General features: G+C 55.6%; 27 protein-coding genes and 1 pseudogene. 20 read left to right on the top strand and 8 right to left on the bottom strand.

The window, feature by feature from the left end; translation table 11 throughout:
• Window position 1 precedes the first annotated feature (1 nt).
• From AB4O16_RS01710 to AB4O16_RS01685, 6 genes are all read left to right on the top strand, one after another.
• Window positions 2-1,180, top strand: coding sequence for a M20 aminoacylase family protein (locus AB4O16_RS01710; RefSeq protein ID WP_160386820.1), 1,179 nt, complete (start codon window positions 2-4; stop codon window positions 1,178-1,180).
• 458 nt (window positions 1,181-1,638) lie between these two features.
• Window positions 1,639-2,289, top strand: coding sequence for a hypothetical protein (locus AB4O16_RS01705; protein ID WP_460156806.1), 651 nt, complete (start codon window positions 1,639-1,641; stop codon window positions 2,287-2,289).
• 185 nt (window positions 2,290-2,474) lie between these two features.
• The gene (locus tag AB4O16_RS01700; RefSeq protein WP_460156805.1) at window positions 2,475-4,247 is read left to right on the top strand and encodes a hypothetical protein; all 1,773 of its coding nucleotides are present in this window, start codon (window positions 2,475-2,477) and stop codon (window positions 4,245-4,247) included.
• Complete coding sequence (locus AB4O16_RS01695) at window positions 4,240-5,199, top strand: ATP-binding protein (protein ID WP_460156804.1); 960 nt, start codon at window positions 4,240-4,242, stop codon at window positions 5,197-5,199. Before AB4O16_RS01700 ends, AB4O16_RS01695 begins: the two co-directional genes overlap by 8 nt.
• Window positions 5,196-6,509 carry a hypothetical protein gene (locus AB4O16_RS01690; protein WP_460156803.1) on the top strand — a complete coding sequence of 438 codons (1,314 nt, stop codon included), beginning with the start codon at window positions 5,196-5,198 and terminating at the stop codon, window positions 6,507-6,509. Before AB4O16_RS01695 ends, AB4O16_RS01690 begins: the two co-directional genes overlap by 4 nt.
• 24 nt (window positions 6,510-6,533) lie before the next feature.
• The gene (locus tag AB4O16_RS01685) at window positions 6,534-7,067 is read left to right on the top strand and encodes a DNA-binding protein (protein ID WP_460156802.1); all 534 of its coding nucleotides are present in this window, start codon (window positions 6,534-6,536) and stop codon (window positions 7,065-7,067) included.
• Window positions 7,068-7,231: 164 nt separating this feature from the next.
• Here AB4O16_RS01685 and AB4O16_RS01680 read toward each other — a convergent pair whose 3' ends face one another.
• On the bottom strand, window positions 7,232-8,368 hold the full coding sequence (locus AB4O16_RS01680; RefSeq protein WP_460156801.1) for a site-specific integrase: 1,137 nt from the start codon (window positions 8,366-8,368) through the stop codon (window positions 7,232-7,234).
• Between the two features lie 104 nt (window positions 8,369-8,472).
• Here AB4O16_RS01680 and AB4O16_RS01675 point away from each other — a divergent pair, with 104 nt between their 5' ends.
• From AB4O16_RS01675 to AB4O16_RS01665, 3 genes are read left to right on the top strand one after another with little or no spacing between them, the layout of a single operon-like run.
• A complete protein-coding gene (locus AB4O16_RS01675; RefSeq protein WP_425530738.1) occupies window positions 8,473-9,384 on the top strand; it encodes a DNA-binding protein in 912 nt (303 codons plus the stop codon).
• A gap of 3 nt (window positions 9,385-9,387) precedes the next feature.
• On the top strand, window positions 9,388-9,525 hold the full coding sequence (locus AB4O16_RS01670) for a hypothetical protein (RefSeq protein ID WP_231977881.1): 138 nt from the start codon (window positions 9,388-9,390) through the stop codon (window positions 9,523-9,525).
• Window positions 9,492-9,806, top strand: a complete 315-nt coding sequence (locus AB4O16_RS01665; protein WP_342671323.1) for a P-loop NTPase fold protein — start codon at window positions 9,492-9,494, stop codon at window positions 9,804-9,806. The genes AB4O16_RS01670 and AB4O16_RS01665 overlap by 34 nt, the downstream gene beginning before the upstream one ends.
• Before the next feature lie 367 nt (window positions 9,807-10,173).
• Here the strand turns inward: AB4O16_RS01665 and AB4O16_RS01660 are convergent, their stop codons facing one another.
• Window positions 10,174-11,070 (bottom strand): AraC family transcriptional regulator, encoded by an 897-nt coding sequence (locus tag AB4O16_RS01660; RefSeq protein ID WP_085702118.1) that lies wholly within the window; start codon window positions 11,068-11,070, stop codon window positions 10,174-10,176.
• 111 nt (window positions 11,071-11,181) lie between these two features.
• Between AB4O16_RS01660 and AB4O16_RS01655 the strand changes: the two genes are divergently transcribed.
• The 3 genes from AB4O16_RS01655 to AB4O16_RS01645 all read left to right on the top strand — a co-directional run bounded on the left by AB4O16_RS01655 (window position 11,182) and on the right by AB4O16_RS01645 (window position 12,527).
• Window positions 11,182-11,523 (top strand): carboxymuconolactone decarboxylase family protein, encoded by a 342-nt coding sequence (locus tag AB4O16_RS01655; protein WP_075944486.1) that lies wholly within the window; start codon window positions 11,182-11,184, stop codon window positions 11,521-11,523.
• Between the two features lie 174 nt (window positions 11,524-11,697).
• Window positions 11,698-12,273 carry a reactive chlorine resistance membrane protein RclC gene (rclC, locus tag AB4O16_RS01650; protein WP_085702117.1) on the top strand — a complete coding sequence of 192 codons (576 nt, stop codon included), beginning with the start codon at window positions 11,698-11,700 and terminating at the stop codon, window positions 12,271-12,273.
• Window positions 12,270-12,527 (top strand): DUF2790 domain-containing protein, encoded by a 258-nt coding sequence (locus AB4O16_RS01645; protein ID WP_083659280.1) that lies wholly within the window; start codon window positions 12,270-12,272, stop codon window positions 12,525-12,527. Before rclC ends, AB4O16_RS01645 begins: the two co-directional genes overlap by 4 nt.
• Window positions 12,528-12,604: 77 nt before the next feature.
• On the opposite strand, the pseudogene AB4O16_RS01640 reads toward AB4O16_RS01645, so the two are convergent.
• Window positions 12,605-12,888: pseudogene (locus AB4O16_RS01640) on the bottom strand (aldehyde dehydrogenase family protein); the annotation flags it as partial.
• A 578-nt stretch (window positions 12,889-13,466) separates the two neighbouring features.
• On the opposite strand from AB4O16_RS01640, the gene gorA reads away from it, so the two are divergent.
• The 8 genes from gorA to AB4O16_RS01600 all read left to right on the top strand — a co-directional run bounded on the left by gorA (window position 13,467) and on the right by AB4O16_RS01600 (window position 22,540).
• A complete protein-coding gene (gene gorA, locus AB4O16_RS01635) occupies window positions 13,467-14,828 on the top strand; it encodes a glutathione-disulfide reductase (RefSeq protein ID WP_075944489.1) in 1,362 nt (453 codons plus the stop codon).
• A 326-nt stretch (window positions 14,829-15,154) separates the two neighbouring features.
• Window positions 15,155-16,039: a transcriptional regulator CynR gene (gene cynR, locus AB4O16_RS01630; protein WP_075944490.1), complete on the top strand. Its 885-nt coding sequence runs from the start codon at window positions 15,155-15,157 to the stop codon at window positions 16,037-16,039.
• A gap of 142 nt (window positions 16,040-16,181) precedes the next feature.
• Window positions 16,182-16,808, top strand: a complete 627-nt coding sequence (locus AB4O16_RS01625; protein ID WP_085702115.1) for a glutathione S-transferase family protein — start codon at window positions 16,182-16,184, stop codon at window positions 16,806-16,808.
• Window positions 16,809-17,013: 205 nt separating this feature from the next.
• Window positions 17,014-17,934 (top strand): LysR substrate-binding domain-containing protein, encoded by a 921-nt coding sequence (locus AB4O16_RS01620; protein ID WP_075944492.1) that lies wholly within the window; start codon window positions 17,014-17,016, stop codon window positions 17,932-17,934.
• Entirely contained in the window at window positions 17,934-18,845 is a 912-nt protein-coding gene (locus AB4O16_RS01615; RefSeq protein ID WP_075944493.1) for a LysR family transcriptional regulator, read from the top strand. Before AB4O16_RS01620 ends, AB4O16_RS01615 begins: the two co-directional genes overlap by 1 nt.
• A gap of 158 nt (window positions 18,846-19,003) precedes the next feature.
• Entirely contained in the window at window positions 19,004-19,627 is a 624-nt protein-coding gene (locus tag AB4O16_RS01610; protein ID WP_075944494.1) for a DJ-1/PfpI family protein, read from the top strand.
• A gap of 44 nt (window positions 19,628-19,671) precedes the next feature.
• Complete coding sequence (locus AB4O16_RS01605) at window positions 19,672-20,217, top strand: cysteine hydrolase family protein (protein ID WP_085702114.1); 546 nt, start codon at window positions 19,672-19,674, stop codon at window positions 20,215-20,217.
• A 250-nt stretch (window positions 20,218-20,467) separates the two neighbouring features.
• A complete protein-coding gene (locus AB4O16_RS01600) occupies window positions 20,468-22,540 on the top strand; it encodes a 2Fe-2S iron-sulfur cluster-binding protein (RefSeq protein ID WP_090321827.1) in 2,073 nt (690 codons plus the stop codon).
• A 17-nt stretch (window positions 22,541-22,557) separates the two neighbouring features.
• Here AB4O16_RS01600 and grxC read toward each other — a convergent pair whose 3' ends face one another.
• From grxC to AB4O16_RS01575, 5 genes are all read right to left on the bottom strand, one after another.
• Window positions 22,558-22,821: a glutaredoxin 3 gene (grxC, locus tag AB4O16_RS01595; RefSeq protein WP_085702113.1), complete on the bottom strand. Its 264-nt coding sequence runs from the start codon at window positions 22,819-22,821 to the stop codon at window positions 22,558-22,560.
• Between the two features lie 30 nt (window positions 22,822-22,851).
• Complete coding sequence (locus AB4O16_RS01590) at window positions 22,852-23,514, bottom strand: carbonic anhydrase (protein ID WP_460156800.1); 663 nt, start codon at window positions 23,512-23,514, stop codon at window positions 22,852-22,854.
• 36 nt (window positions 23,515-23,550) lie between these two features.
• Window positions 23,551-23,799: a DUF2790 domain-containing protein gene (locus AB4O16_RS01585; RefSeq protein WP_075944499.1), complete on the bottom strand. Its 249-nt coding sequence runs from the start codon at window positions 23,797-23,799 to the stop codon at window positions 23,551-23,553.
• Between the two features lie 103 nt (window positions 23,800-23,902).
• Window positions 23,903-24,370, bottom strand: coding sequence for a cyanase (gene cynS / locus AB4O16_RS01580; RefSeq protein WP_075944500.1), 468 nt, complete (start codon window positions 24,368-24,370; stop codon window positions 23,903-23,905).
• A 417-nt stretch (window positions 24,371-24,787) separates the two neighbouring features.
• Window positions 24,788-25,690, bottom strand: a complete 903-nt coding sequence (locus tag AB4O16_RS01575) for a LysR family transcriptional regulator (RefSeq protein WP_460156799.1) — start codon at window positions 25,688-25,690, stop codon at window positions 24,788-24,790.
• Window positions 25,691-25,745: the final 55 nt, after the last annotated feature.

The raw sequence follows: 25,745 nt of genomic DNA, 5'->3' as shown, positions 1-25,745 counted from the left end.
CATGCGCACTCAACAAACCAACACTGCTTTGAGCGACTCCGATCTGCAAACCTTCGTGGCGATGCGCCGACAGATTCACGCGGCTCCCGAGCTTGGAGGCGAGACGCCACACACTGCTGAACTGGTGGCTGCCAAGTTGGCGCAGTGGGGCTACCAGGTCCATCGTGGCATCGGCGGGCATGGCCTGGTCGGGGTCCTTCGCAAAGGCCAGGGTAGCCGCCGCATCGGCCTGCGCGCCGACATGGACGCGCTGCCGATGCAGGAGAAAAATGCCTTCGCCCACGCCAGTCAGATTCCCGGGCGCATGCATGCCTGCGGTCACGACGGGCACACCGCGATCCTGCTCGCGGCCGCCTATCGCCTGGCGACCAGCGCCGAGTTCAACGGCACCCTGAATCTGATTTTCCAGCCTGACGAGGAGGGGTTGTGCGGGGCCAAGGCGATGATCGACGACGGCCTGTTCCAGCGTTTTCCCTGCGATGCAATTTTTGCCTTGCACAACATGCCCGGTTCACCCGTGGGCACAGTCGTTGTTCAAGCGGGACCGACCATGGCGTCCTCTGAACGGGTGCAACTGAAGATCACCGGCAAGGGTGGACACGGTGCCATGCCCGAACTGGCCGTCGATCCGGTGCCAGTGGTAGCGAGCCTGATCAACGCGATCCAGACCATCAAGTCGCGCAATCTGGCGCCTGAGGAATACGCGGTGATCAGCATCGGCATGCTGCAGGCCGGGAGCGTCTACAACATCATTCCTGATGAGGCCAGCATGCTGATCAGCGTGCGCACCGACACCCCGCAGACCCAGCAGAAAATCAACCAGCGCCTGGAGCAGATCGTCCGCGGTCACGAGCAAATGTTCGGCGTCAGCATCGATCTTTCGATCACCCAACTGGCCCCGGCGCTCATAAACCACGTGGCTGAAACCGAGCTGGTGCGCCAAAGCCTGGCATCACTGTTCGAGCCCGGTCACTTGCATAGCCGTGGACCCAAGGTGATGGGCACTGAGGACTTCGCGTGGATGCTCGGTGAAGTACCGGGCTGCTACTTCATGCTGGGCAACGGCGAGGGCGAGTTTCATGGCTGCTCGGTGCACAACCCGCACTATGACTTCAACGACGAGTTGATCCGCCTGGGGTCCGATTGCTGGGTCAAGCTGGTGGAGGATTTCCTTGTTTGAGCCCGGGCTGAGAAGGACCTCGCGACGTAAGGCAGATGCTGCTTCAGATTGAAGAAGGATCAGCGACCGCATCCCACAACTGACTTGAGGATGCGGTCGGGGTCGTTGGTGTTGTTGCTTGAGCTGGTTACTGAACCCATGTAGAAGCGGCTCGGTGTAACTGAGTACCCAAAAGCACACCGAACTAAAAATCAAAAAAGTCAGAGTCGTCGCAATTTGATGTATTTAAAAAGATTTTTGATGTTTTCGGACTTTTATCCCTGTGGGCAGAGTTATCCATGCTGCTGGCTCGGTTTTGCATTCTTAAAAAATCATGGGAAATAGCGATTAGTTATACCGATGCTCAATGGAAGCGCTAAGCTGCTAATGGGCTATTCCACACTGCGTTTCGAACGCTTCCAAGAGATCAAAATAGACCCATCTTTTCTTACGACGCCTTGCGCTAAGGAGGATGGTGTATGCCCAAAGCAATGTCTAGAACGCATAATTTTACAAATCGAGGAAAGCATTTCGGAAATATCTGGGCGTCATTTAGTTTTAAGTCAAAGTGCGATGTTGAGGTCCGCAGCGATATTGAGCTAGGCTATTGGCTTCTTTATTTGGAATTCGATCCGTCTATTGCTCGATACGAGCTTCATCCCCTTGCTCGAGTAATATCTTGCCCGCAGCCGCGAAAGGTATCGCTTACTGCGGAGGTTATGACCCAAAATGGCGATCTGGAATGGCATATGCTGTGCTCAACCCAGCAGTTTGGCCCTCTGTTATTAAACGAGCTGGAGAAGTACGCAGATTTGATTGGGGTGAAGTTACGGCTGTTTCGCGCAGAAGATATAGAGCCCCGCAAAGCACATATTGTCCCGCTTTTGAAAGCTTGTGCGTGCCTTTCCGCCTGGCATACTGTCGAAATTAGTTACGAAGCATACCATGGGCTAATAGCATTCGTTCGTAAGCATAAGCGCGGGTGTCTTAGGGATTTGTTTCAATTTAATGATGAAGAGAGCGACAGTCTTGCGTGTTTTTTAATCGCGAGGCTGTATTCCGAAGGCATTATTAAAGTTGAAGTCTTGCCCGGCTTTTTCGATCGTGCCGCCGGCTGGGAGGCACTGTGAGCTCAAGGCAAAAATTGAGATGTACCGACATTTCGCCTCTGTTTACAGTGCAGGCCGAGGTATTGGCGGATGACGTTCGCGAAATATTTGAGCGAAGAGTTAAGGCCGTAAAAATGGTCCACAGGGGTAGGTCTGGTGCTGAGATCTATAAGTCGTGCGGCGTATCGGATGGAGAGCAGACACGTTTGATCAACCGCTTTCTAGACGTGGACGCCGCCGGTGTTTGTTGGGGGGATCGTGCGTTATTGCCTAATGCCCGTCTCAAGGAATACGAACGGCGAACTCCTTTGAAAAAAATGCGCTCCCAGCAAAAAGGTGGCGCGAGCGGTATGCTCGCCCAGACACTCAAAAGATTTCCACAGGCAGCAAAAGAAATAGAAGTTGCGGTCCTGGACTTTCATCGAAACTTCAAGGGTCAAAAGTTCGACATAATGTTTATGGCAGCCAAGTTTAGAGCTGCATTGAAAAAGGCTGGTGCTTCTGAGGAGGACTGGCCGTTCAGTCAGAAAAGATTAGGGCAGCGCACGATTGAAAAACATCTAGCCAAACTTGTAAGGCAGGACTTTGTTGTCGCAGCGCTGACGCTGGGGAGCCACGGTGTCACTCATGCGCCGCTGGGGACGGGTGTTGTCGGGCTCGTGTCGGCGGATATGCCCTTTGATATCATTCAATTGGATGCCTACAAGGTTGATAAATTTTGCATTCTCCGTATTGAAACGCAACCCGGCATCTATACGCAGCGGGTCCTCGATCGCTTCTGGATGCTAGCGGCCGTAGATGCAGCGTCTGATGGTGTTCTTGCAGCTCGATATGTGTTCAGTAGCGAAGTCACAGCGATAGATGTTGAGGGTGTATTGTTGGACGCGATCATAGGTGACTGGACACCTTGCGACAATATAACAATACCCAAACTGAAGTATACGCAAGGTGGCGGAATGCTCGGATATGCAGTGCCGGAGGCTCAAGGCGCCATTTGGGGGACCTTGATGCTAGATAATGCAATGGCACATCATGCAGGCAAAATAAAGCATAAGTTCAAGCGGAATGGGGGGTGTTCAATAAATTATGGACAGCTCAAAAGGCCTGAGCGCAGATCCACGATAGAGAATACATTTAAACAAGTAGCACAAAAAATAATGCATCGCGTGCAGTCCACCACTGGCAGCGGCCCTCAGCAAGGTAGGGCGGCAACCCCTGAGGAAAATGCGGAAAAATATGAGATTTATGTAGACGAAGCGGAAATGGTTCTGGATGTTTGGCTGGCCAATTTTAATTGTACTCCGAAGCAAGGGGCCAATTTTTCCTTGAGCCCGATTGAGATTGTCAGGATGCATTTTGATAACGCCAAGCGGGATGTAGTTTTTCCTAAACTCCCTGAATCTAAGACAAGTAAAGTGTCGCTGGGGCATGACGTCCGCTACTGCGTGATCAGAGGCAGCGCCGAAGGCGGAAGAGCTCCTCATATAACGCTGGATAAGGCCCACTACACCAATAAAGTTATGTGCAGTGATCTCAGCCTGATAGGGCGCCGGGTTATTGTCAGGATAAATCCGAAAGACTATCGATTTGTAGAAGCCATCCTGGATACCGGTGAGAAATTGGGAACCCTTAAGGTCTTGGGCTATTGGGGCAAGACGCTGCATAGCGTCACGACCCGGCAGCAAATAAATAGGGCTTATAAAGACCGGGCTTTCGAGTTGACTCGACCGGATGACATAGTTTTATCATATGTTGATCATCTAATGCTCAGCCCTTCGAAGCGAAACCTCTTGCAGGTTCAGAAGATGAAGAGTGACGTACTTGGTCGCCAAGTTAATGCTGAATGGCCTGAAGCTCCTAAACCTCCTGAGGCGGAGTTCAAAGCTGGTTTCGAGGTAATTGAGCCTAAGGGGGGGAGTAGGCGTGCAAATATCGACGATTTTTTTAATGTCGAGTCCGGCGGAGTGATCGATGAATAGAGATGAAATGGATGCACATCCAGTCTTCCGCAAGGATTTTACCATCGCAACTAACGCCGTGTCGGAAGCATCCAATATTGCATTGGAAGCAATATTCATGAGGCAGACGGGCATTATTTTTTATGGCCTCTCGCGAGTAGGTAAAACATGCTGCATTAAAAGCATCCACGCCCAAACCAGCGGTTTCATGCCGCGCGCATACGTGACGCAAATAGAGGTAATCAAGCAAGAAGGGTCCTATACCAACAATATTGTGGAGCAATTGGCCAAGGAGGAAGAACTTGTTTTTCGTCGCAGTACCCTCGCGGTAGAAAAGCTAGGTCAGATGGCCGACATGATTATAAATCGTTGTCACGAAAAGAACTGCAACCATTGGGTGCTGCTCCTGGATGAATTTCAGCGCCTTCGAGTGCATGATATAAATATCCTATTTCATTTATTTAATCGTCTTGACAGAAAGGGGGTTACAATGACCGTTTTGTCATTTGCGATGCCTCAAGTTTTTAAGCAAAGAGATAAACTTATGGAAGTCGTAGGCGGTGAAAATGAGCAACTGATTGCGCGCTTCATGAGCAAGTTGGTCGAATTCAAAGGCTGTCGCAGCGCGCACGACCTCGCTGTCATTCTAAAGACTTTTGATGAAAAATCTGAGTATCCGATTGGATCATGCGAGCCCTACACTCAAAATTTCGCTCCCGCCGCTTTTAAAGCCGGCTTCAGGTTGGCCGACTACGTCCAGTCGTTATGGCAGGCGTTCGATGCGGGCGCGGTGGGTGCTTATAAAAACAATGTTCCACTTGAACATGTGTTTCTATCCATCAGGTATTTGCTCAGGTATATCGCCAGCCATGACGGATCGAAGTTAGAAATAACCAGTGTTTTGTGTACTGATGTGGTGGAACGCTCCAGCTTAAAGGAGTTTTGCCTGCTCAATGGGAGAAAAATGCAATGACCCCGATCGGCTTTTACCGCGGTGGACTTTACCCGTACGAGTCCGTGACGGGGGTTGTTCTTAATCTCGCTTTGTTTCATAAAGTACCTCCCGTTACGATCCTCAGAATGATCAGTAGCAAGCCTACGGTCACAAAAATCACCCTGCATTACCATGCGGCATCCATGAAAGGGGATTTTACTGAGCAGGTCTGGCTCCCTCAGCCTGCGCAATGTTTTCCTGGGGCGTTTTTGTTGTCCCACGCACCGCCCAGCCTTAAATTCAAGTTTTGTTTATCGTGTTTGAAGATTGGCTATCATTCAGTTTTTTTTTGCATGCCGCAGGTCAAGGTTTGTGCGATTCACCGTGAGCCACTCATTGTCGCTTGCGCAGGTTGTCAAAGTTTCAATACGATCAATGTAACTGTCTCTCCATGTCGTTCGTGCGGGTTTTATCTTACGCCTCCTTCCCATCAGATTTTTTGTAGGCGAAATGCTCAGTTGAAAGTGCAAATACATCGTGCTGCGGTTGCATTGGACAGGTGGTATACAAATATTTCTCAATATTGTAGATCGGGCAGTTCACTGTTCTTGCTGATTGAGAGAATGGACAGTTATGACGCGAATCCCATCGACGCAACGGTTATCAAAGCGTTGGGTTGGCCGCTGCCGCTCGAGCTTTGCGAGGAGGCTGTGGCCAGGCGTAGAGCGAGGCTCATTCGTTGGGTGGCGGAAGAAAAACTTCAAGCAGTGTTGGAGTGGAAGGCGGAGTGCCAACGGCTTGAAAAAATGCACTTTCGCGCCCCTTGTTCACAGTGCGAGAGCAGCATCGAGTCTTTTTCAGGATATTGGAATGGGGAGGAGCTATCATGCATGGTCTGCCTCAAGCTAATCGTGTATTTTCTAGTGCGCATTCGTTGCTCTTCCTTGAGTCAGTTGAGCATCCCCGCTGGTCACTATAAGAAGTTTGGTTTTGACTATTTAGGGATCCTGCAAAATGTTCAGCCTGCCAGATTTGGGTTTCCGGCGGTGCTGATAAGGGTTTATTTTTTAAAATTATTATACAACTTGAGTATTTATCTCAACCTTGGTTATTCGGTAAGGCTTCGGCTGCTTCCGTGGGAGGGGTTGCTTTATGATTTGTCTCGACCTGGCAGGCGCGAGGGGCAGGGGGGGACGATACTCGGTGTCTCGCCGCTGAACAAGGCGTTCTACTGCGATAACATTAGTGGTGAGCGTTCTGTTCTTAGCTTTAGCCGGAATGATAACTTTGGTTGGGTGGTAACGTCGGCTGGGTATTCTGGTAAGAGAAGTATTGTGCTGAACTTATGATCTTAAGTTTTTCAGGAGGTAATTATGAAAGGAGTTACACCTGAACAAGTTGCCTTTGCGGTAGAAAAGTTGTTGGCTGCGGGAGAGCGTATTACCACGAGAAGCGTGCGCGCGATGACAGGGGGCAGTCTCACCACCATCTCCAATTGGCTGAAACTCCCCGGGGTCAGGGAAGGGACGTTTGAATATTCCATTGCAGCAGTTGAACTCGCATATTACGTAAAACGAGAAAAACAGAGGGCAGAAAAGCTACTCGAACCTCAAAGTGAGTATCCCCCCTCAAGTTATCACGCTAGTCCAAGGGTTGATAGGGTTGTAGACGATGAGCTTTTCGCACTCGCTGAGCGCTTCAGGAGGCTGCAAGATGACTTCGACGAGCTGATTTCTGATGCCAACCGTACTCTTGCCACAGCTAGGGATAAAATTCAAATATATGCTCGCAAGGTTGAGTTCATGGAAACGGAGCGCAGGCGAATGCTGGCAGAGAATCGAGAAATGCGCGAGGTGCTGCAATATTTGCACAGGGCTGATGACCCTGACCACAGGGATGATGGGTAGGGCTGTTCTACCTCTCTCGTCCTGCTCGCCTCGACGGTGCATCGAGCCGCCACAACACGGTTTACTCACTCCCAAACCGCGAACCGCCATTGCATTAGAAAACTTTCCTAGCCCTCTTCTCAATGGGCATTAGGCGACCTGTGCGCTGGCCATCTTCATCTCGGCTAGGGCTCGTCTCGATTGGGCAAAGTATTTCCGGACTCATCAGCCTGTGAGTCATTCCTTGAGATCAATTGGCTCGCACGGCTGCCGAGCAATGATCCCGCTTGAAAGTAGCCCATCACCGTGCTAACGCTGCGGTGCTCGGTCATCGCCATCACCTCGCCAAGCGGCACACCCTGGCGACCGGCTTCGGTGACAAACCCCGAACGCAGGCTGTGCGCCGCCCAGTCACCTTCCAAGCCAGCGAGCTGGGCGCGACGCTGGACGATCCGTGCCACTTGGTCGCCTGATAATCCCGTCGTGCCGACTTTGCCGCCTTTGTACAGGCGCCGAAACAGCGGCCCCGAGCTGGTCGGCGCCGCCGCCAGCCAAGCCGCCAGCGCTTGTGCGGCGGGGCCGCGTAGCGGCTTTTCGCGGCGCGTGCCGGCGGTGTCGGTTTTGGTGACGCCCAGGGCGTACAGCCAGGTGTCGGCGTCGAGCCGACGCACGTCGCCAATCTGCAGTCCCACCACTTCCGAGCGGCGTCGACCGCCACCACTCCAGGCCAGCAGGAGCAGGGCGCGGTCACGAATGCCGCGCACGCCATCGTCGCAGGTGGCGAGCAGCGCCTGTAACGGTTCGAGCACCATGGCAGTTTTCTTACGCACGCTCACACCCTGGCGCGACTGGGCCTTGCGCGCTTCGCGCAGCAGGGTCTTCAGCGCCGGCTCTTCGCATGGACTGTCCCAGCCATTGATCCGGTGCCATTTACCCAACACGGCCAGGCGGTGGCTGACCGTGCTGAAGGCCAGCGGTCCGGGCTTGGCCTTGACCCGCGACTTGACCAAGGCGGCATCAATGCTGGGCGGTAACAGGTGCACCCAGCCGCCGTCGGCCAACGGCCGCGCCAGGTGATCGAGGACGAACTGCACGGCCACCGTGGATGGCAAGGGGGCGTCACCCAGTACCTGGCCGTAACGCAGCTGCAACCAGGCTGACCAATAGGCGAGGGCGCTGCGGTAGCTGCGTACCGTGTTGGCCGCCGTGCCGGCGGCCACGAATGCTGCCGCGGCTGCCTGCGCGTTGCTCGCCAGGCAATGCATTTCCAGCGGCGTTGCGTCGACCAGCGCTAACTGATCGGTAGTATTGAGTACGGTCATCGGACTGAAATTTCCGTCTTCGGAAATAACGTCGGATAACATTCCCTTATCAGACCCAATATAGCCGGAGGCGGGCCATGGCAGTAGGGGGGCCGGAAAGCGACGTGTTTGCCGCCGCGGATGCGGTGCTGGCCCGTGGGGAGCGGCCAACGGTGGAACGTGTGCGCTTGGAACTGGGGGGCGGCAGTCCGACGTGCGTCGGCGGGTTGCTCGTTCAATCTTGGGTGAGGCTGGCCGAACGGCTGAGCGGCGAGACTCGCCTGCTGACGTTGCCGGCGGAGGTCTCGCAGGCCTTTGTCGCCCTGTGGCAACAGGCGATTCATCTGTCCCATGGCGTTGCTGAGCAGGCGTTGTCCGAAGAACGTCAGGTCTTGGCTGCCGAACGCGAGCGAGTCGCCGCGGTGGAGGGCCAGGCGCGTCAAGTCGCCGCACTAGCGCGGCAACATGCGACGACTGCGCAGGCGGCCCAGCAGGTGAGCGAGACTCGCTTGGCGGACCTGGAGTTGCTGCTGGAACAGCGTGCGACGCAGATTCAAGACCTGAGCAGCGCGACAGCCTGCTGCGGGAACGCGGTGACGCGCAGCAGTAAAGCCAGACCTTGCAGCAGGAATTGCAGGAGTTGCGACTTAAGGCCGAGTAGGAACGCGTCGCGCAGGAGATCTACGTGCGCGGGGTCGAGGATCGTGCGCATCGTGAAGTCGATCGTGCCAGAGAAGAGAGCAAGCCATGCCCCCCAAGTGAAGGAAGCAGGCAACCAACTTGAGCAGTTGCAGCAAAAGATTGAAGGTGCGCAGGCCGCGCTGGGTCAAGCACTGCAAAACGCCGCAGCACAGCAAGCGCGTGGCGACACGCTGGAGCAGAAGTTAGTGCATCTCGCTCATCGCCGGTCAGCGAACGCAAGACACGCGCGAGGAAAAAGCCCGAACCCAAGTCAGCGAAGTAAGCACCCCAGGCTACATCTTCAGCATACGGCGCCTACGCTTCAACGGCTGGACATGACACGACACAGGGAATGAGCGATGGATGAATTGGGTTTCGCGAATGACCGACCGATCAAAGCTGCCGAGCAGGATCTACTAGGGCGATCCACATTTGCTAAAAACCTAGCGGCGGCGATTGTCGGCTGGAAAAACCAAAGAGCCTGGTCGTTGCCCTGACGGGGCTATGGGGCAGCGGCAAGAGTTCGATCAAGAATCTGGCCATTCAGGAGTTAACCGCAACGCCTCAGCTTGACGTCATTGAGTACAACCCTAGGGAGTGGACTGGCCAGGAAAAACTGAGCGCGTCGTTTTCCGATGAGGTCTCGCGTGCCATTCGGCGAAAGGACAAAAGCAAGGACGGCAAGAAACTGGCCAAGGTCCTGCGCCAGTATGGGCAACGGATCAATGCCAGCGCAGAGTTGGTGGACGGAATGACCCGCTACCTACCGGTCTGGTAAAAACCGGCTCCGCGAGGGCATACTACTTGCGGGAAAATCTGTTCAGGACACGTAGAATTTCTTTTTAAGAGCAGACCATCCAACGCGCTCCCCGAAGTGATCAAAGTCCGAGCGCAAGATGTTGGATCCGTCTCTCCTGAGAGGTCGTAGGGGGCCGGACTACAAAAATTCTTTGATGACTCTGCGGTTGGGCGATGCTCTCGTGGGAATTAATAGCTCTTGTCACAATTGTGGGACTGGTGCCGACGCCACACATAGGAGAGGTTCACCGGCCACACCAAGCGGCGCAGCTAGGCCAGAAGTTGACTCCTGTTAGAATAGAATCAAACTCTGACCCCGCTGTCACGGTTCGCGACAGTTCCACAAACTACTTCTGACGACGTAGTTTTCCCGGCGCTTCCCCGTAAAACTCTTTAAATTTTTTGCTGAACGCCGACTGCGACTGATACCCGACCTGTACGGCAATATCGCTCAAACCCAGATGGGAGTGGCTCAGCAAGTTGAACGCCAATTCCATGCGAACCTGAGTCAACAGCACCCAGGGTGATGCGCCCGCCAAGCGTGCAAATGCGCGCAGAAAAGTTGCGCGGGACATGCTCGCCATTTCCGCCAGCCCTTCAACGGTCCACTCGAATGCAGGGTCGGCCAGCATCGCCTGCCAGGCGCGTCCGAGGCGTTTATCGCTGAGCAAGGCCAATGAGCCGGCGGTCTGGCCATCGCTTGCCAAGTGCGCTCGCAGGATTAGGGTGAACAGCGCCTGGGATAGCGCGTCGAGCATGAATCTGGAGCAGACCTGGTGGCCGTCCGCTTCGCCACGCAGCATCTCCACCAGCGCAGGCAGCTGCCCACTGGCGGTGGGCGGGACGACCAGATACTCGGGCAGCGCGGCGAAGAGTAGTGACGTGCGATTGAAGTGAAACCCGCCACAGAGCATGTCAAAATCGCGACTGGCCCCGCCAATACGATGCATCGGCACGACACCACCTTCGCTAACGTACGGCACGGTCGGCGCTACGGTTTTGCCTGTGCTGTGCATGACATGCGGCGCGCCTCGTGGAAGCAACAAAATGTCCCCGGTCTTCATGGGAACACGCTGGCCATCGGGAAAATAAACCTGGCACTCTCCGGCCAACACGATGTGATAGGGCGCCTTGCCCAAGGCTTCCTGCTCATGCTCGCGCGCCCAATCCCCCTCGAACTGGCAGCGTAAATCCAGGCTGCCGCGTACGTTGGCCAAGCTGATGAGTTTATCGATTGAATTCATTTTGAGTCTTTCGCAATAAAAGCTGAGCCGATTGAACAAACCTGAATCGCGCCACTGGAGAAAACTGAGTCTGTCGAAACAGTACACTCAACCTGTTCAGGAATTAACGCTATGTTCAATAATTGGTCTGAATTATTGCCCACTATCCAGAAAGCCTTCGGCGCACTGGGCAAGAGCAACCCTAAGATGGTCAAAGCCTACATGGCACTCGGTGAAGCCGCTGCCGAAAACGATGTGCTGGATGTCAGGACACGCGAGTTGATCTCGATCGCCGTCGCTGTCACTACTCGTTGCGATGGTTGTATCGCCGCACATACGAACGCAGCGATCAAGGCAGGCGCGAGCCGCGAAGAGGTGGCGGCGACCCTGGCCACGGCTATCTCGATGAACGCGGGTGCTGCGTACATCTATTCGCTACGCACGCTCGAAGCGTTTGATACGCTGAAAAACTAGTCTGACATCGCGTCCACCGCAGCCTCGGCACTACAAAGAGCCGAGGCTTTTTTACGTCATTGAAACGTTAAGGTCACGTTGAGACGATCAAGCAACAACTTGAGCATGACGAACAAAAGCACCGGTCTCCAAACCAGCAGACTAGCTCCACATTCAATGTTCTGGAGAAGTCCCATGCTCACCTCATTTACAACCTGGTTACGGTTCCTCAGCAAAGTGGATACCTTTGGCGCTTCGCTCATGCGACTGGCCATCGGCATCGTTTTCCTGTGGATTGGCGCACTAAAATTCGTCCCATACGAGGCCGATAGCATCACGCCGTTTGTCGCCAACAGCCCCTTCATGTCGTTCTTCTACGAACACCCGCAAGAGTACAACGCTCACCTGACACATGAAGGTGAACTGAACGTCGAGAAGCGCGCCTGGCAGACAGGTAACAACACCTACGGATTCTCGACCGGTCTGGGCATTGTCGAACTTCTGATTGGGCTGTTGGTTCTATCCAACCCGATCTCACGACGCACCGGCTTGCTCGGTGGTGCGTTGGCCTTCGGTACGCCGCTGGTGACTTTGAGCTTTCTGATCACCACGCCCGAAGCCTGGGTGGGTGCCCTAGGCGACGCTCAGCACGGTTTTCCCTACCTGTCCGGTGGCGGTCGTCTGGTGCTTAAAGACGTATTGATGCTGGCAGGCTCTCTCACTGTGATGGCCGACTCCGCTCGTCATCTGCTGCGAGAAAGTCGCGCATGAATCGCTTATCGGAAAACATATTGAAACCCGCGGTTGCTCTGGCGTTTGCCATCGTATCCAGCAGCATCCTGGCAGAACCGACCGAGGAGGTCGCACGTCCCGGGGTTCCCTTGGATATTGCCAAAACCATTAGCATTACCGATGTCAGTAATGCATGCGGAATCGTCCCCGTGGAGCTGACGTATGACGATTCACATGGACAGCGTCACACCGTAACGTATCAAGTCTGGGGAACGGCGTGCAGCGGTGGCTAAGCGTCCCTGGCAACACACGATAGGCCTCCGTTTCCTTCCAGCGACCTCATAGTGGATGGTCGCTGGAAGCGACGGTCTCAGCTTTTGACGCCCAGATCGACCTGGGTCATGTGGCTGCGAATGGTGAACAGGTCATCACCCGAGAGAATCGTACTGCGCGCAAGTAAATGTCCGCTCTTCCAGTTCGACAAACCCAGTTCCGGCTTGTTGAGCGCGTTTTAACCATCAACCCGACGGGTGATGCCGTTGCCAACAAAAGGCGCGTTGACGGCGTTGTAGAAGCGCGCTCCTTCGTCGCGGCATCGTCGCTGATCAGCGATACGGCGAACTGCGGGCTGTAGCGATTGAACCGACCAAGCGCCACCAATGCCGTGCAGGCTGACGGCGGTGCCGGCCTGTTGCGCGATGCTGCCCAACTGACTGGCGGCGCGATGCGTTCAGAAAGCGTTTTGCAGGCTTGGACTTTTTTGAATATCAATGACCTCGCATAAGACGCTGATGTTCGGGCCTTATGACAACGCCTCGCTAGATTATTTCACCCAGCACAATTAAGTCATGACATCCCTGCTGGTTCTCTAATTGTCCATAGATGGGGAGACTTAATTCAGAAGCAATTGACTCATTTCGGGTTAATGCAGTGTCCATCCAGGGAGTTTTCACATGATTGATGTCGCTCATTCCTGCGACGGTAACCGCTGGTTGGACGCCCCAGCCATGGCCGATACCGAATACGAAGGTGGCTTTCTGCTGCCCCAATTGATGGGAGCGCTGGCTAGCGAGTCCAGAGCGGCCCCTGTTACGCACCGATCCAGTAAGTATCAGAACGATACTTCGCTCTTGACACCACGCGCGACGTTTTTGCGTGCATTGAAACTTCGTTTTCCTCCCCTTTAACGACAATCAACAGTTCATGTGTTGTGTGCCTTGCAGAGAATTGAGATGACCTACGATTTTGATTTATTTGTAGTTGGTGCAGGTTCCGGCGGTGTGCGGGCAGCGCGTTTTGCCGCCGCGTTCGGCGCGAAAGTAGCGGTAGCCGAGAGTCGCTACCTCGGTGGCACATGCGTCAACGTCGGTTGTGTGCCAAAGAAACTGCTGGTCTACGGCTCGCATTTCGCTGACGACTTCGAACAGGCCGAGGGCTTTGGTTGGACGGCCGGCAAGGCGCAATTCAACTGGGAAAAATTGATCTCTAATAAGAATCGCGAGATCGAACGACTCAACGGGATTTACCGCAATTTGCTGATCAACAGCAGCGTGACCTTGCTCGAAGGCCATGCACGGCTGGCCGATGCCCATCACGTTGAAATCAACGGCCAACGTTATAGCGCTGAGCACATTCTGATTGCCACCGGCGGATGGCCACAGATCCCGGATATTCCAGGTCATGAGCACGCAATCACTTCGAATGAAGCATTCTTTCTGAAACAACTGCCCAAGCGAGTATTGGTGGTTGGCGGTGGTTACATCGCCGTCGAATTTGCCGGCATCTTCAATGGACTGGGTGCCGACACCAGCCTACTGTATCGCGGTGAGCTATTCCTGCGCGGATTTGACAAATCGGTTCGTATGCACCTGGTGCAAGAGCTGACTAAACGGGGTCTGCAATTGCAGTTCAACACCGATATCGTGCAGATCGACAAACAAGCAGACGGCAGTTTACTGGCGACGCTTAACGACGGTCGTCAACTGGAGACCGACAGCATTTTCTACGCCACTGGCCGCCGCGCCATGCTCGACAATCTGGGCCTGGAAAACACCCGCGTCGTACTCAATGACAAGGGTTTCATCGACGTCAACGACAACTTTGAAACCCGCGAACCATCGATTCTGGCATTGGGCGATGTGATTGGCCGGGTGCAATTGACCCCGGTCGCCACGGCGGAAGGCATGGCGGTCGCGCGTCGCCTGTTCAAACCCGAAGACTATCGCCCGGTGAATTACCGCCACATTCCCACCGCGGTGTTCAGCCAGCCCAACATCGGCACCGTTGGGCTGACGGAGGAACAGGCGCTGGAGCATGGCCACAAAGTGCTGATTTTCGAGAGCCGGTTCAAGCCGATGAAGCTGACGCTCACAGAATCGTCCGAGCAGACGCTAATGAAACTGGTGGTGGACGCCCAGACGGATCGTGTGCTGGGCGCCCACATGGTCGGCCCCGACGCCGGCGACATCATCCAGGGGCTGGCCATCGCGCTTAAGGCCGGTGCTACCAAGCGCCTGTTCGATGAAACCATCGGCATCCACCCGACCTCGGCAGAAGAGTTCGTGACCCTACGTACGCCTGTATCCGGCAGATGATGGCAGGCAACCAACTCACGACTTTTACTAACAGTCTTGCTATGAAGTCCACTTATCTCGTCACGAAGGACCTGAGCTCGTCGACCTGCATCTGGCACCAGCTTGCGCTCACCTGTCGATGACCCGGAGGTCGAGCAAGTATTGGCCCTGTAGGAGCTGCCGCAGGCGGCGATCTTTTGATTTTGTTTTTAAAACAAGATCAAAGGATCGCCGCCTCGTTTCACTCGATAGCTCCTACAGGGGCCAACCTGTCTGCAGTTAATCAATAACAGTCCACTCCGCTATACAATGCAGCGCATAAGCAGTGCCTATAGAGGAGAGTTCTTATGCTGCTGCGCCATTTGCGCTATTTGTTGGCCGTCGCCGATAACGGCGGCTTCACCCGCGCTGCAGAGGCGCTGCATGTTTCCCAGCCGACCCTGTCGCAACAGATCCGGCAACTGGAAGAAACCCTGGGTGTCGTGCTGTTCGACCGAACCTCGCGTACCGTCAAACCGACCGATGCGGGGCAGGCTTACATCGAATGCGCGCGTCGCGTGCTGGTGGAACTTGCGGCCGGCAAGCGGGCGCTGCACGATGTAAAGGACCTGTCGCGCGGCACCCTGCGCCTGGCCATGACGCCGACGTTCATGGCGTATCTGGTCGGGCCTTTGATGCGCGACTACATGGCCCTCTATCCCAACATCCATCTGGAAATCTTCGAGTTGTCGATGGACGATATCGAAACCGGCCTGGCGGATGATTCGCTGGATATCGCCATTGCGTTCGATGATGTGAGAAACGCCGACATCGAAACGATCCCGGCCTATACCGAAACCCTGGGTTTGATGGTGGGACGCGATCACCCGTTGTACGACTGCAGGACGCCGTTGACCGCCGAGCAGGTGGCGCAACTGCAATTCGCACTGCTGACGCCGGACTTCGCCACCCGCGTATGCATCGATGAGTATTTCGTCAAGACGCAGATCACTCCCCAAGTGGTGATCGAGGTCAACTCGGTCAATACCTTGCTGGAAGTGATTCGGCACACGGCGGTCGCCACCATTCTTCCGGAACCCATCGCTACCCAGGACCGCGCCCTGCGCAAGATCGCGTTGCTGGATAAGGGACCGCAACGGGGCGCCTCGTTGCTGCGACGCAAGAACAACTACCACAGCGCGGCGTCAGTGGCCTTCATGGACTTGATGGTAGGCGTGTCAGTGGGTCAGTAGACTCGATGCAAGAGTGCTGATTATTACTTCCCGTGAAATGCTGGATTGTAATTGCTGGTCATTCCTCAGTTTGGGAGGGCAGGGGAAGATAGCTCCATCGACGCGATGACCGGGTCGAACTCAAAAACAATCGGAGTACGTCATGTCCCAAGCGATCAAACTTTATCGTCACCCATTGTCCGGCCACTCTCATCGGGTTGAATTGATGCTGTCCCTGCTCGGCCTGCCGACAGAACTGGTCTTTGTGGACTTGATGAAGGGCGCACACAAAACCCCCGAGTTCCTGGCGATCAACAGTTTTGGACAAGTACCGGTGATCGATGACAACGGCACCGTACTGGCCGACTCCAACGGCATCGTGGTTTACCTGGCCGCCAAATATGGCAACGGCCAATGGCTGCCGACCGATCCGGTAGCGCTGGGCAAGGTTCAACGCTGGTTGTCAGTAGCCGCCGGTCAAATCAGTTCGGGCCCTGCCACCGCGCGATTGATTACCGTCTTTGGTGCCGGTTATGACCCAGAAGAAGCGATCAAACGTTCTCACGCCCTGCTTAAAGTCATGGAAGATGGGCTGGGTCAAAGCAAATTCCTGGCCGGTGACAAGCCGACCGTGGCCGATGTTGCCGCCTACACGTACGTGGCTCACGCTCCCGAAGGTAACGTGGCGCTGACTGACTACCCGAATGTCCGTGCCTGGCTGAGCAGCATCGAAGCATTGCCAAACTTCGTTGGCATGCAACGTACCGCGGTAGGCCTGCAGACGGCTTGATTCGATCCTCAAAGCGCTTGCCGGGAGAATACTTCCGGCAAGCTGCTTTTCACGGGTTGCGCATATCCCTCAGGATTACTTTGCGTACATGCAGCCAGCCCGACGGCGCGTGCGAAAGTTGCTTTGGCCGACGATACTGGCAACCAGGTCTTACCGCTTAAGCGGCCAGACTCCTTGCGGTTCTCTCATAAAGACAAGGTCGTCTATGGATCGTTTTCAAGAAATGCAGATATTCATGGCAGTAGCCGAGGAAGAAGGTTTTGCCGCGGCCGCTCGCCGGTTTAACATTTCTCCCCCCAGCGTGACCCGTGCCATCGCCGCGATGGAAGAGCGCATCGGCACACAGCTCCTTTCTCGAACCACTCGCAGCCTGCACCTCACCGAAGCGGGTCAACGCTATCTTGAGGATTGTCGGCGTATCCTCAGTGATATCGACGAGGCGGAGGAAGCAGCCGCCGGCAGTTACTCGATACCGTGCGGGCATTTGACCGTGACCGCGTCGGTGCTATTTGGCGAGTTGTTCATCGCTCCGCTGCTGGCCGACTACGTGGATCAGTTTCCTTCGGTGCACATCAATGCCTTGCTGGTGGATCGCGTCGTGAATATGGCTGATGAGGGTATCGATGTGGCCATACGCATTGGCCATTTGCATGAGTCAAATCAGCACGCAATCAAAGTCGGCGAGGTACGCCAGGTGATCTGCGGTACGCCCGATTATTTCGAGCGCAACGGCAGGCCGCGTCATCCCGGTGAACTCAGTACCGCCAACATCGTCATGTCTTCGGCCAGTCATTTGCTGAGTGACTGGCAATTCGTCAACGACGGCAACGCACTGAGCTTTCGATTCGAACCGCGATTGGTGGTTACTGCCAATCAGGCTGCGATCAATATCGCCAGCCTGGGCTGGGGCGTCACACGGGTGTTGTCCTACCAGGTGGCCAATCAGGTGGCAGCTGGTGAACTGGAGTTGGTGCTGGAGGATTTCGAACCGCCTGCGTTGCCCATTCAAGTGGTCTACCTCAAGAGCGCCAGAATTGCGGCGAAGGTTCATACCTTCGTGGATTTTCTCGCGGATAGACTCGCAAAGGATTCGGCGCTCAAGGCTGTGGTGAGGGGTTCCAACTGATGGATCGCTACCATGAAATGCTGATGTTCGAAGCATTATCGGAGCGACCCAGCCTGGCTGCTGCGGCCCGTCGTTTGAACGTGTCAGGACCTACGGTCGTGCGCGCCATTGCACGGCTGGAGGAACGTCTTGGCGTGCAGCTGTTACTTCGAAGTACCCGCGGGGTATCGCTGACTGAGGCCGGTGCCGGCTTCATGGCCGATTGTTCACGCATTATCGAGGCCATCGAAGACGCGGAGGCTTCGGCCAAGGGCTTGCACGTTCAGGCCAAAGGCAATCTCAAGGTGCTGATGCCTTTGCTGTTCAGCCGTTACGTCATGACCTCGATTCTCTCGGACTACATGAATCTGTACCCCGAGGTAAAGGTTTTTGCGCAATACCATGATCGTTTTCCGAACATGAACGAAGAGGGCATCGATGTGGCTGTGCTGGTCGGGCATCTGCCCAGTTCGTCATTGATCGCACGACAGGTAGGCCATGTGCGCGCGATGGTCTGCAGCAGCCCTGCTTATTTGGCTACTCACGGTGAGCCCGGCGTACCGGAGGATCTGCGAGATCATCGCCTGGTCGCCACCCATGCTTATCGAGACAGGGTCCAGTGGGGCTTTCACCACAACGGTGAGGTCAATCACTTGAAAGCCCGGACACGGATCAGTTGCGCGACAGTGCAGGCGGCCATCGATGCGGCCGCACATGGCGCCGGTATTACCCGCTGCCTGAGCTATCCGTTGTACGAGTATTTGAATACTGGGCGATTACGCCGTGTATTACAGCCCTTTGAATTACCGGCGCTGCCGGTGCATGTGGTGTACCGCGAGGGGCGCAAGGCCTCGATGCGGGTACGCAGCTTCGTTGACCACATCGTCGAAGGCCTGCGCGAACATCCGGCGATGCAGCCGGATGCTGATTAAGCGTGTGCAGCGCACGCAACTTGCACTGATACAGATGCCCATCGGGTATTTCAGTGAGCGAAATAGTGGATTGTATTTTGTGGTCGTTCTTTGTACGGCAGTTAAGGCGGAGCATAAGCACACGCTCTTCCATGCTGCACAGCAGAGGTTCATGACCGATGAAACGCGTGCTTATGTTACTGGCCAACGGTGTAGAGCCCCTGGAAATGGCCGCTTTTACCGATGTGCTTGGCTGGGCCAACCTGCTGGGTGATCACCCTGTGGAACTGGTCAACGCCGGCCTTCGCAGAAAGATCGTGACCACCTTCGGTCTCATGCTCAATCCGAGTTTTTTATTGAGCGATCTGGACGTGAGCAGCTTCGATGCCCTGGCACTGCCGGGTGGTTTTGAACCGTCGGGTTTTTACGAGGAAGCCTTGAGCGAACCCTTCCTGGCGACCATCCGGCATTTCGTCGAAGCCGGTAAACCCGTTGCCAGCGTTTGCGTGTCTTCCGTGTGCCTGGGCGTGGCCGGCGTGCTGCGTGACAGGAACGCCACGACCTACCACCAAGAGGGCGGCAAGCGGAAAAACCAACTGTTGGAAACCGGTGCACGCTTTGTCGATCGCCCGGTGGTTGTCGATGACCAGATCATCACTTCAAGCGGGCCGGGGACTGCCACCGAAGTTGCATTCGTACTGCTGGAAAAAATAACCAGCGTCGAAAACGCCGCTTTTATCCGCAAGAAAATGCGCTTCGCCACCCCCGACCGTGATTGGTATGACACGCCGCAAGTGCCCTGAAATGATCAACCCACTCCTGATCGACTTTTTACCAAGGTAACCGTATGACTAACACAGCACTCATCGTCGTTGATATTCAGAACGACTATTTTTCCGGCGGCAAATGGGAACTCAATGCTACTGACGCGGCTGCTGACAATGCGGCTCGTGTGATTGGAGCAGCACGTGAGCGGGGTGACTTGGTCATCCATATCCGTCACGAGACTTTAGCCCCTAATGCACCGTTTTTTGTTCCAGGCTCCGACGGCGCGCAATTGCACGAGAATGTGCGCAATCTTGGGGACGAGTTGGTCATCGTCAAACACTTCATGAACCCGTACCGCGAAACTCAATTGCTCGAAGTGCTTGAGCACAACGAGATTGAACGGGTCACCGTGGTCGGCAACATGAGCCACATGTGCATCGATGCAGTCACCCGCGCGTCTGACGATTTCGGGTTTGAGACGACCGTTATTCACGATGCCTGTACGACCCACGATCTGGAATTCAACAACGTCAAGGTTCCTGCGCTTCTGGTGCATGCGGCGTTCATGGCCGCCTTAAAGTTCGGGTACGCCGAAGTGCTGAGCACTGACGAGTATGTGGCCTAGGGTTTCGATTCTGCTGGCGAAAAGGGTGACCCAATGTTCAGTCTTTCCAATGCTGTCGATTACTACTGGCCAACACCCAACGGGCAGAAAGTCGCCATTTTTCTGGAAGAATCGGAACGCTTCATGAGGCTGTAAAGCACAGAGTTGATGATTCCCGGCAACTGCGAATTAGCCCCCGGTACCGGGATTCAACCATTCCTCGCCGGGCGGCGGGTGAAGGGCACCTGTTCACGAATGCGTAGAGGTGATCATGAATCAGTCGGACGCGCCAGGAGCATCCTCTTGGCATGCGGGTGAGCGTGAGTTGCAGGAAAGCGTCGGTGTCGCCGATCAAATGGAGATATTCGGGCGCAAGGTCGTACGTGACTTCATGCCTGATCAGCATCGATTGTTTTACAACCAGTTGCCTTACCTGGTGGTGGGCGCGGTCGATGAACAAGGGATGCCTTGGGCCACGTTGGTCGAAGGCCCCCCTGGCTTCATCCATTCACCCGATCCGCGAATGCTGCAACTCGACCGCCTGCCTGCCGAGGGTGATCCGGTCAGGGCAGCCCTTAAGCAGGGCGCTGCGGTGGGACTGCTGGGTATTGACCTGAAGAGCCGAAGGCGCAATCGCATGAACGGTAACATCAGCACCGCCTCGTCAGGCGGTTTTGCCGTTTCTGTGGTGCACGCTTTCGGCAACTGCCCGCAATACATTCAGTTGCGAGGCGTTGAGCCGGTCAGCCTTGGCCAAGCCTCAGCAAATGTTGCGGCCGAATGTCTCAGCGAACTGGATGAAGCCGCGAAGGCGGCCATCACCAAGGCCGATACCTTTTTCATCGCCAGCTATGTCGACCTGGATGACGATGCATCCCGGCGCTCGGTGGACGTTTCTCACCGGGGTGGCAATTCAGGTTTCGTCAGGATCGAAGGCAACGTGCTGACGATTCCCGATTTCGCCGGCAACCTGCACTTCAACACCTTGGGTAATTTCCTGCTCAACCCGCGCGCGGGGCTGGTGTTCATCGATTTTGAAACAGGCGACATGCTGCAAGTCAGCGGGCGTACCGAGATCATTCTCGAGGGACCGGAGATTGCCGCCTTTCAGGGGGCTGAGCGGCTCTGGACGCTGACCGTGGAGCAGGTGGTTCGACGTCAGGCTGTGTTGGCTCTCCGTTGGCGGTTTGATGGTTTTTCGCCTAACAGCCTGATGACTGGCAGTTGGGAGCAAGCTGAGGGCCGATTGCAAGCCGATAACCTGCGCGATCAATGGCGACCGCTGAGGGTGACGCGGATCGTTGACGAGAGCAGCTCCATTCGCTCCTTCTATTTTGAACCGGCCGATGGCGCGGGCGTACCGCGGTTCGAGGCGGGCCAACATCTGCCGGTGCGCTTTTGCCTTGCTGAAGGACAGGCGCCTCTGGTCAGAACCTACAGCCTGTCGAGTGCGCCGTCGGACAGTTTTTTCCGCATCAGCGTCAAGCGTGACGGACTCATCTCGTCGCATCTGCACGACCGCGTTCAGGTAGGGGATCTGGTTGAAGCCCGTGCCCCTCAAGGGCGTTTCACGGTGCAAGCCGATGAATATCGACCGTTGGTTTTGCTGGCCGCGGGCGTGGGCGTGACCCCACTGCTGTCGATGCTGCGTGAAGTGATTTATGAAGGCGAACGTATCCGTCGCACTCGACCGACCTGGTTCATCCAAAGTGCGCGCAGCCTGGGTGAACTCGGGTTTCGCGATGAGCTGTACGAACTGGCGACCCGTGCCAAGAATAAAATTCATGCGCTGCGTCTGCTCAGTCAGCCGGAAACTCACGCTCGCGTTGGTGAGGATTTTGAGGTGGCGGGGCGGGTGGATGTCGAGCTGCTCAAGGCATTGCTGCCCCTGGACGATTACGATTTTTACCTGTGTGGCCCTGGTGCTTTTACCCAGGCGCTGTACGACGGCCTGCGTCAGTTGCGTATTGGCGATGATCGTATTCACGCGGAGACTTTCGGCCCTTCGACTCTGGTTCGCCAACGGGATCATCTAACCCCGGCGGTCGAGCAGGTACCCGCGGCAAGCAGCCCGGTCAAAGTGCTGTTTTCGGCGTCGGCGAAGGAAGCTCGTTGGGAGCCGGGTGGCGGGAGTTTACTGGAACTGGCCGAGAGCCGTGGCCTGAACCCGGACTTCAGTTGCCGGGGCGGATCCTGCGGTACATGCCGGACCCGATTGGTCAGTGGTCAAGTGCATTATCTGAACCTGCCGGCTGAGATGCCGGCCGAAGGGGAGGTACTGATTTGCTGTGCGGTGCCAGCGCAAGCCAAGGAGGGCGAGGCCCCCCTGGTGCTGGATTTGTGATTTGGCGTCATCCGTACTCATCCCGCCATGCGCGGGCTGAGTACCACGTCGATGCCGCCTTCGCTTTCAAGTTGAGCCAGGTCATCGAAGCCACCAACGAGCCTATTGCCGAAGAAAATCTGCGGGACCGTACGGCGACCGCTTCGGCTGACCATTTCGTTCTTCACGCCGAGCGGGCGCACATCGATTTCTTTGTACGCAATCCCTTTGCCGTCTAGCAAGCGCTTGGCCTTGCGGCAGTAGGGGCATGTCGTGGTGGTGTACATAGTGACTTCCAGCATGTTCAGTACTCCTGAAAATGACAGGCTGATTCAGGCAACAGCTTTGGCTGGACGGGCATGAACGGCAACGGTGTTCGGATGCTTGACCAGAGACTTGAACGTCTTGTTGTCGGCGTCCAGGGCGTCGATTGAACCGGTCCCGATGTCGTAGACCCAGCCATGCAGATTCACCTGACCTTTTTCCTGAGCCAGGCGCACGCTTGGATGAGTCTGAATGTTGGCCAGTTGGGCGATGACGTTTTCACGCACCATGGAACTGACTTTGGCGGCTTCACTGGTGTGAGGACGCGATTCGTTGATGACTTTCGCCGACTCGGCATGTTGCAACCAGCCGGCGACCGCAGGCAGGTGATCCATGCATTCGCACTTGGCGACAGCGGTCATGGCACCGCAATCGGAATGGCCGCAGATCACGATATCGGTCACGCCCAGTACGGCGACAGCGTATTCGACAGTGGCAGACACACCACCGGGATGCGGGCTGTAGGACGGCACGATGTTGCCAGCGTTACGGATCACGAACAGCTCGCCTGGCTCTTGCTGCGTCAGCAGTTCCGGAACAACCCGGCTGTCGGAACAGGTAATGAATAACGTGCCTGGATGTTGTGTGGTGGCCAGGTGTTTGAACAGGTCAGTGCGTTGTGGGAATGCTTCTTTCTGGAACTTCAAGAATCCTTCGATGAGCGCTTTCATGGTGTGTGCCTTCAATAAGTGGTGTGTGGGGAACGATCAGTTGGTGCAACCGCTGCCGATCACGCTGTATTCCAGAACATGGGTTTCACCATGGGAATCGCGGTAGGTCATTTGCACCGGTGTCGGGCCGCAGACATCCGCCGCCGACGTGATATTGACGACCTTGGCGATATCCAGATGCATGCCGTACGCAAATGGAACGGCCTCGGGTGCGACCACGGCTGGCTGGGCGTAGGCCGACAGCGAAGCGGTCAGAGACAGGGCCAGCGACAGAATTTTTCTCATGATGAATCCTCCATTCAAATGTGGTGATTGATCGAAAGGGCTTAGTCGTTTTTTGAAGCAGGCCCGCAAGGCTGCGGGCCGATTTACAGCTGTGGTTGCATCCTTAGAAAGGACGCAGTGGCAGGAACTTGCCGTCGAGAGTGATCACTGCGCGGTGGCCGCCTTCAGGGTCTTCGACTTTCTTCATGTCGAGCTTGAAGTTGATTGCGCTGATAATGCCGTCGCCGAACTGTTCGTGAACCAGGGCTTTCAACGTGGTGCCGTAGATCTGGATCATTTCGTAAAAACGGTAGATGGTCGGGTCGGTCGGGACACCATTGAGGCTGCCACGCAGCGGGATGATTTGCAGGCGGGCCACCGAATCGGCATCCAGCTCCAGTTTTTCACCGATCACTTTGGCAGCGGCTTCAGGCAGCGGGTGCTGGCCGAGGAGGGCGGCGGTGACGTAAGCGAGGCCGAGGCCGGTGCCTTCAGTCACTTGTTCGAAGGACAGATTCTTGCGCGCCTTGGCGTCGAGTATTTTCGCGGTCAGTTCGAGGCTGGTGTCGTTGTAAGCGTGGGACTGTTGCATGGTGTTTCTCCTGTCCGGTTGGCTCGGTTGCTGTTGCTTGGGTGTGAAGCAATCTTCTGCCATTCGATCAATAGCGTCCAAGACCGATAAACAATCCATCGCATAAGTCCTACCTATAGGTGCATCCCGGAGTGCTCACAAACGTTGAAGACTCAGAAACGCTACCGTTGACCTTCAACGGCTACCCGGTTCGGATTGACGTGGCTGAGGAAAGCGTCACCACGCACTCATCGGACCCGAAACGACCACCAGCAATCATTCCTGCGAATCGACACAAGTTCGACGCAAGCCTCAAATATGAAAGTGAATGACTCGACAGCGCAATGACACTCGGCTGTTCCCAGGAGCAAGCGACGCAGGAGGCGGGTTTATATGGGGTATTACAGTTATGTTCGACGATACAAGGGGGCATAAAAATCAACCCACCGTGGGCCGCAACTTCTGCGCCAGTTCAATCAGTGCGCGCAATCGCGCTGGTACGAAACGATGGCCCGAGTAGTAGAGCCTCAACCCGCCAAATGAAGGGCACCACGGCATCAACACCGGCACCAGTGCGCCGCTTGCCAGTTCATCGACGATGAACCACTCGGAAATAAATCCAATGCCAAGGCCCAACAACACGGCCTGTTTGATGGCCAGCAACTCGTTGGAGGCGAAGCGCACCGGCAGATCCATCTGCAGCTTTTGGCCATCGCGCTCCAATTCCCACTGGTAGAGGCCACCATGGGCCATGCGCATGCCGATGCTCCGGTGGATGAGCAGGTCTCGCGGATGCTCGGGCACGCCGTGGCGTTCGAGGTACTCGGGCGTTGCGACCACGAGCATCCGGATGTCACCTGACAGTGCCACGGCGATCATGTCTTGCGGCACAGACTCTGCCAGGCGAATCCCGGCGTCGAAGCCACCGGCGACGATGTCGACCATGCTTGATTCGCTGACGATGTCGATGCGCACTTCGGGATAGCGCTCAGCGTACTGCTTCAATAGCGGCTCCAGCAGCAGATAGGCCGCCCCATGCGGTGCATTGATGCGCAATGTGCCGCTGGGTTCATCGAGGCCGACGCTGGCTTCTTCGTCGGCACTTTTGATCTGGGCCAACGCAGGTGCGATGCGTGCCACATAGCGTTGCCCGATGTCGGTGAGGGCAACGCTGCGCGTGGAGCGATTGAACAGGCGAACTTTCAGGCGTGCTTCCAGGCCGGCCACCGCGCTGCTCACGGCGGTAGTGGACATTCCCAACTCCTGTGCTGCGCCGCGAAAACTGCTGCGGCGCGCAACGGCCAGAACCACTTCCAGCTCGGTCATTCCTGTTCTGTGCATGGATTGTCCTGAATATAAGGATTCTTCATAAGCCAAAGGATGGCTTATCGGAATA

This window comes from Pseudomonas sp. S2_H10, from assembly GCF_054668285.1.
This window is presented reverse-complemented; position numbering and strand designations above follow the sequence as displayed.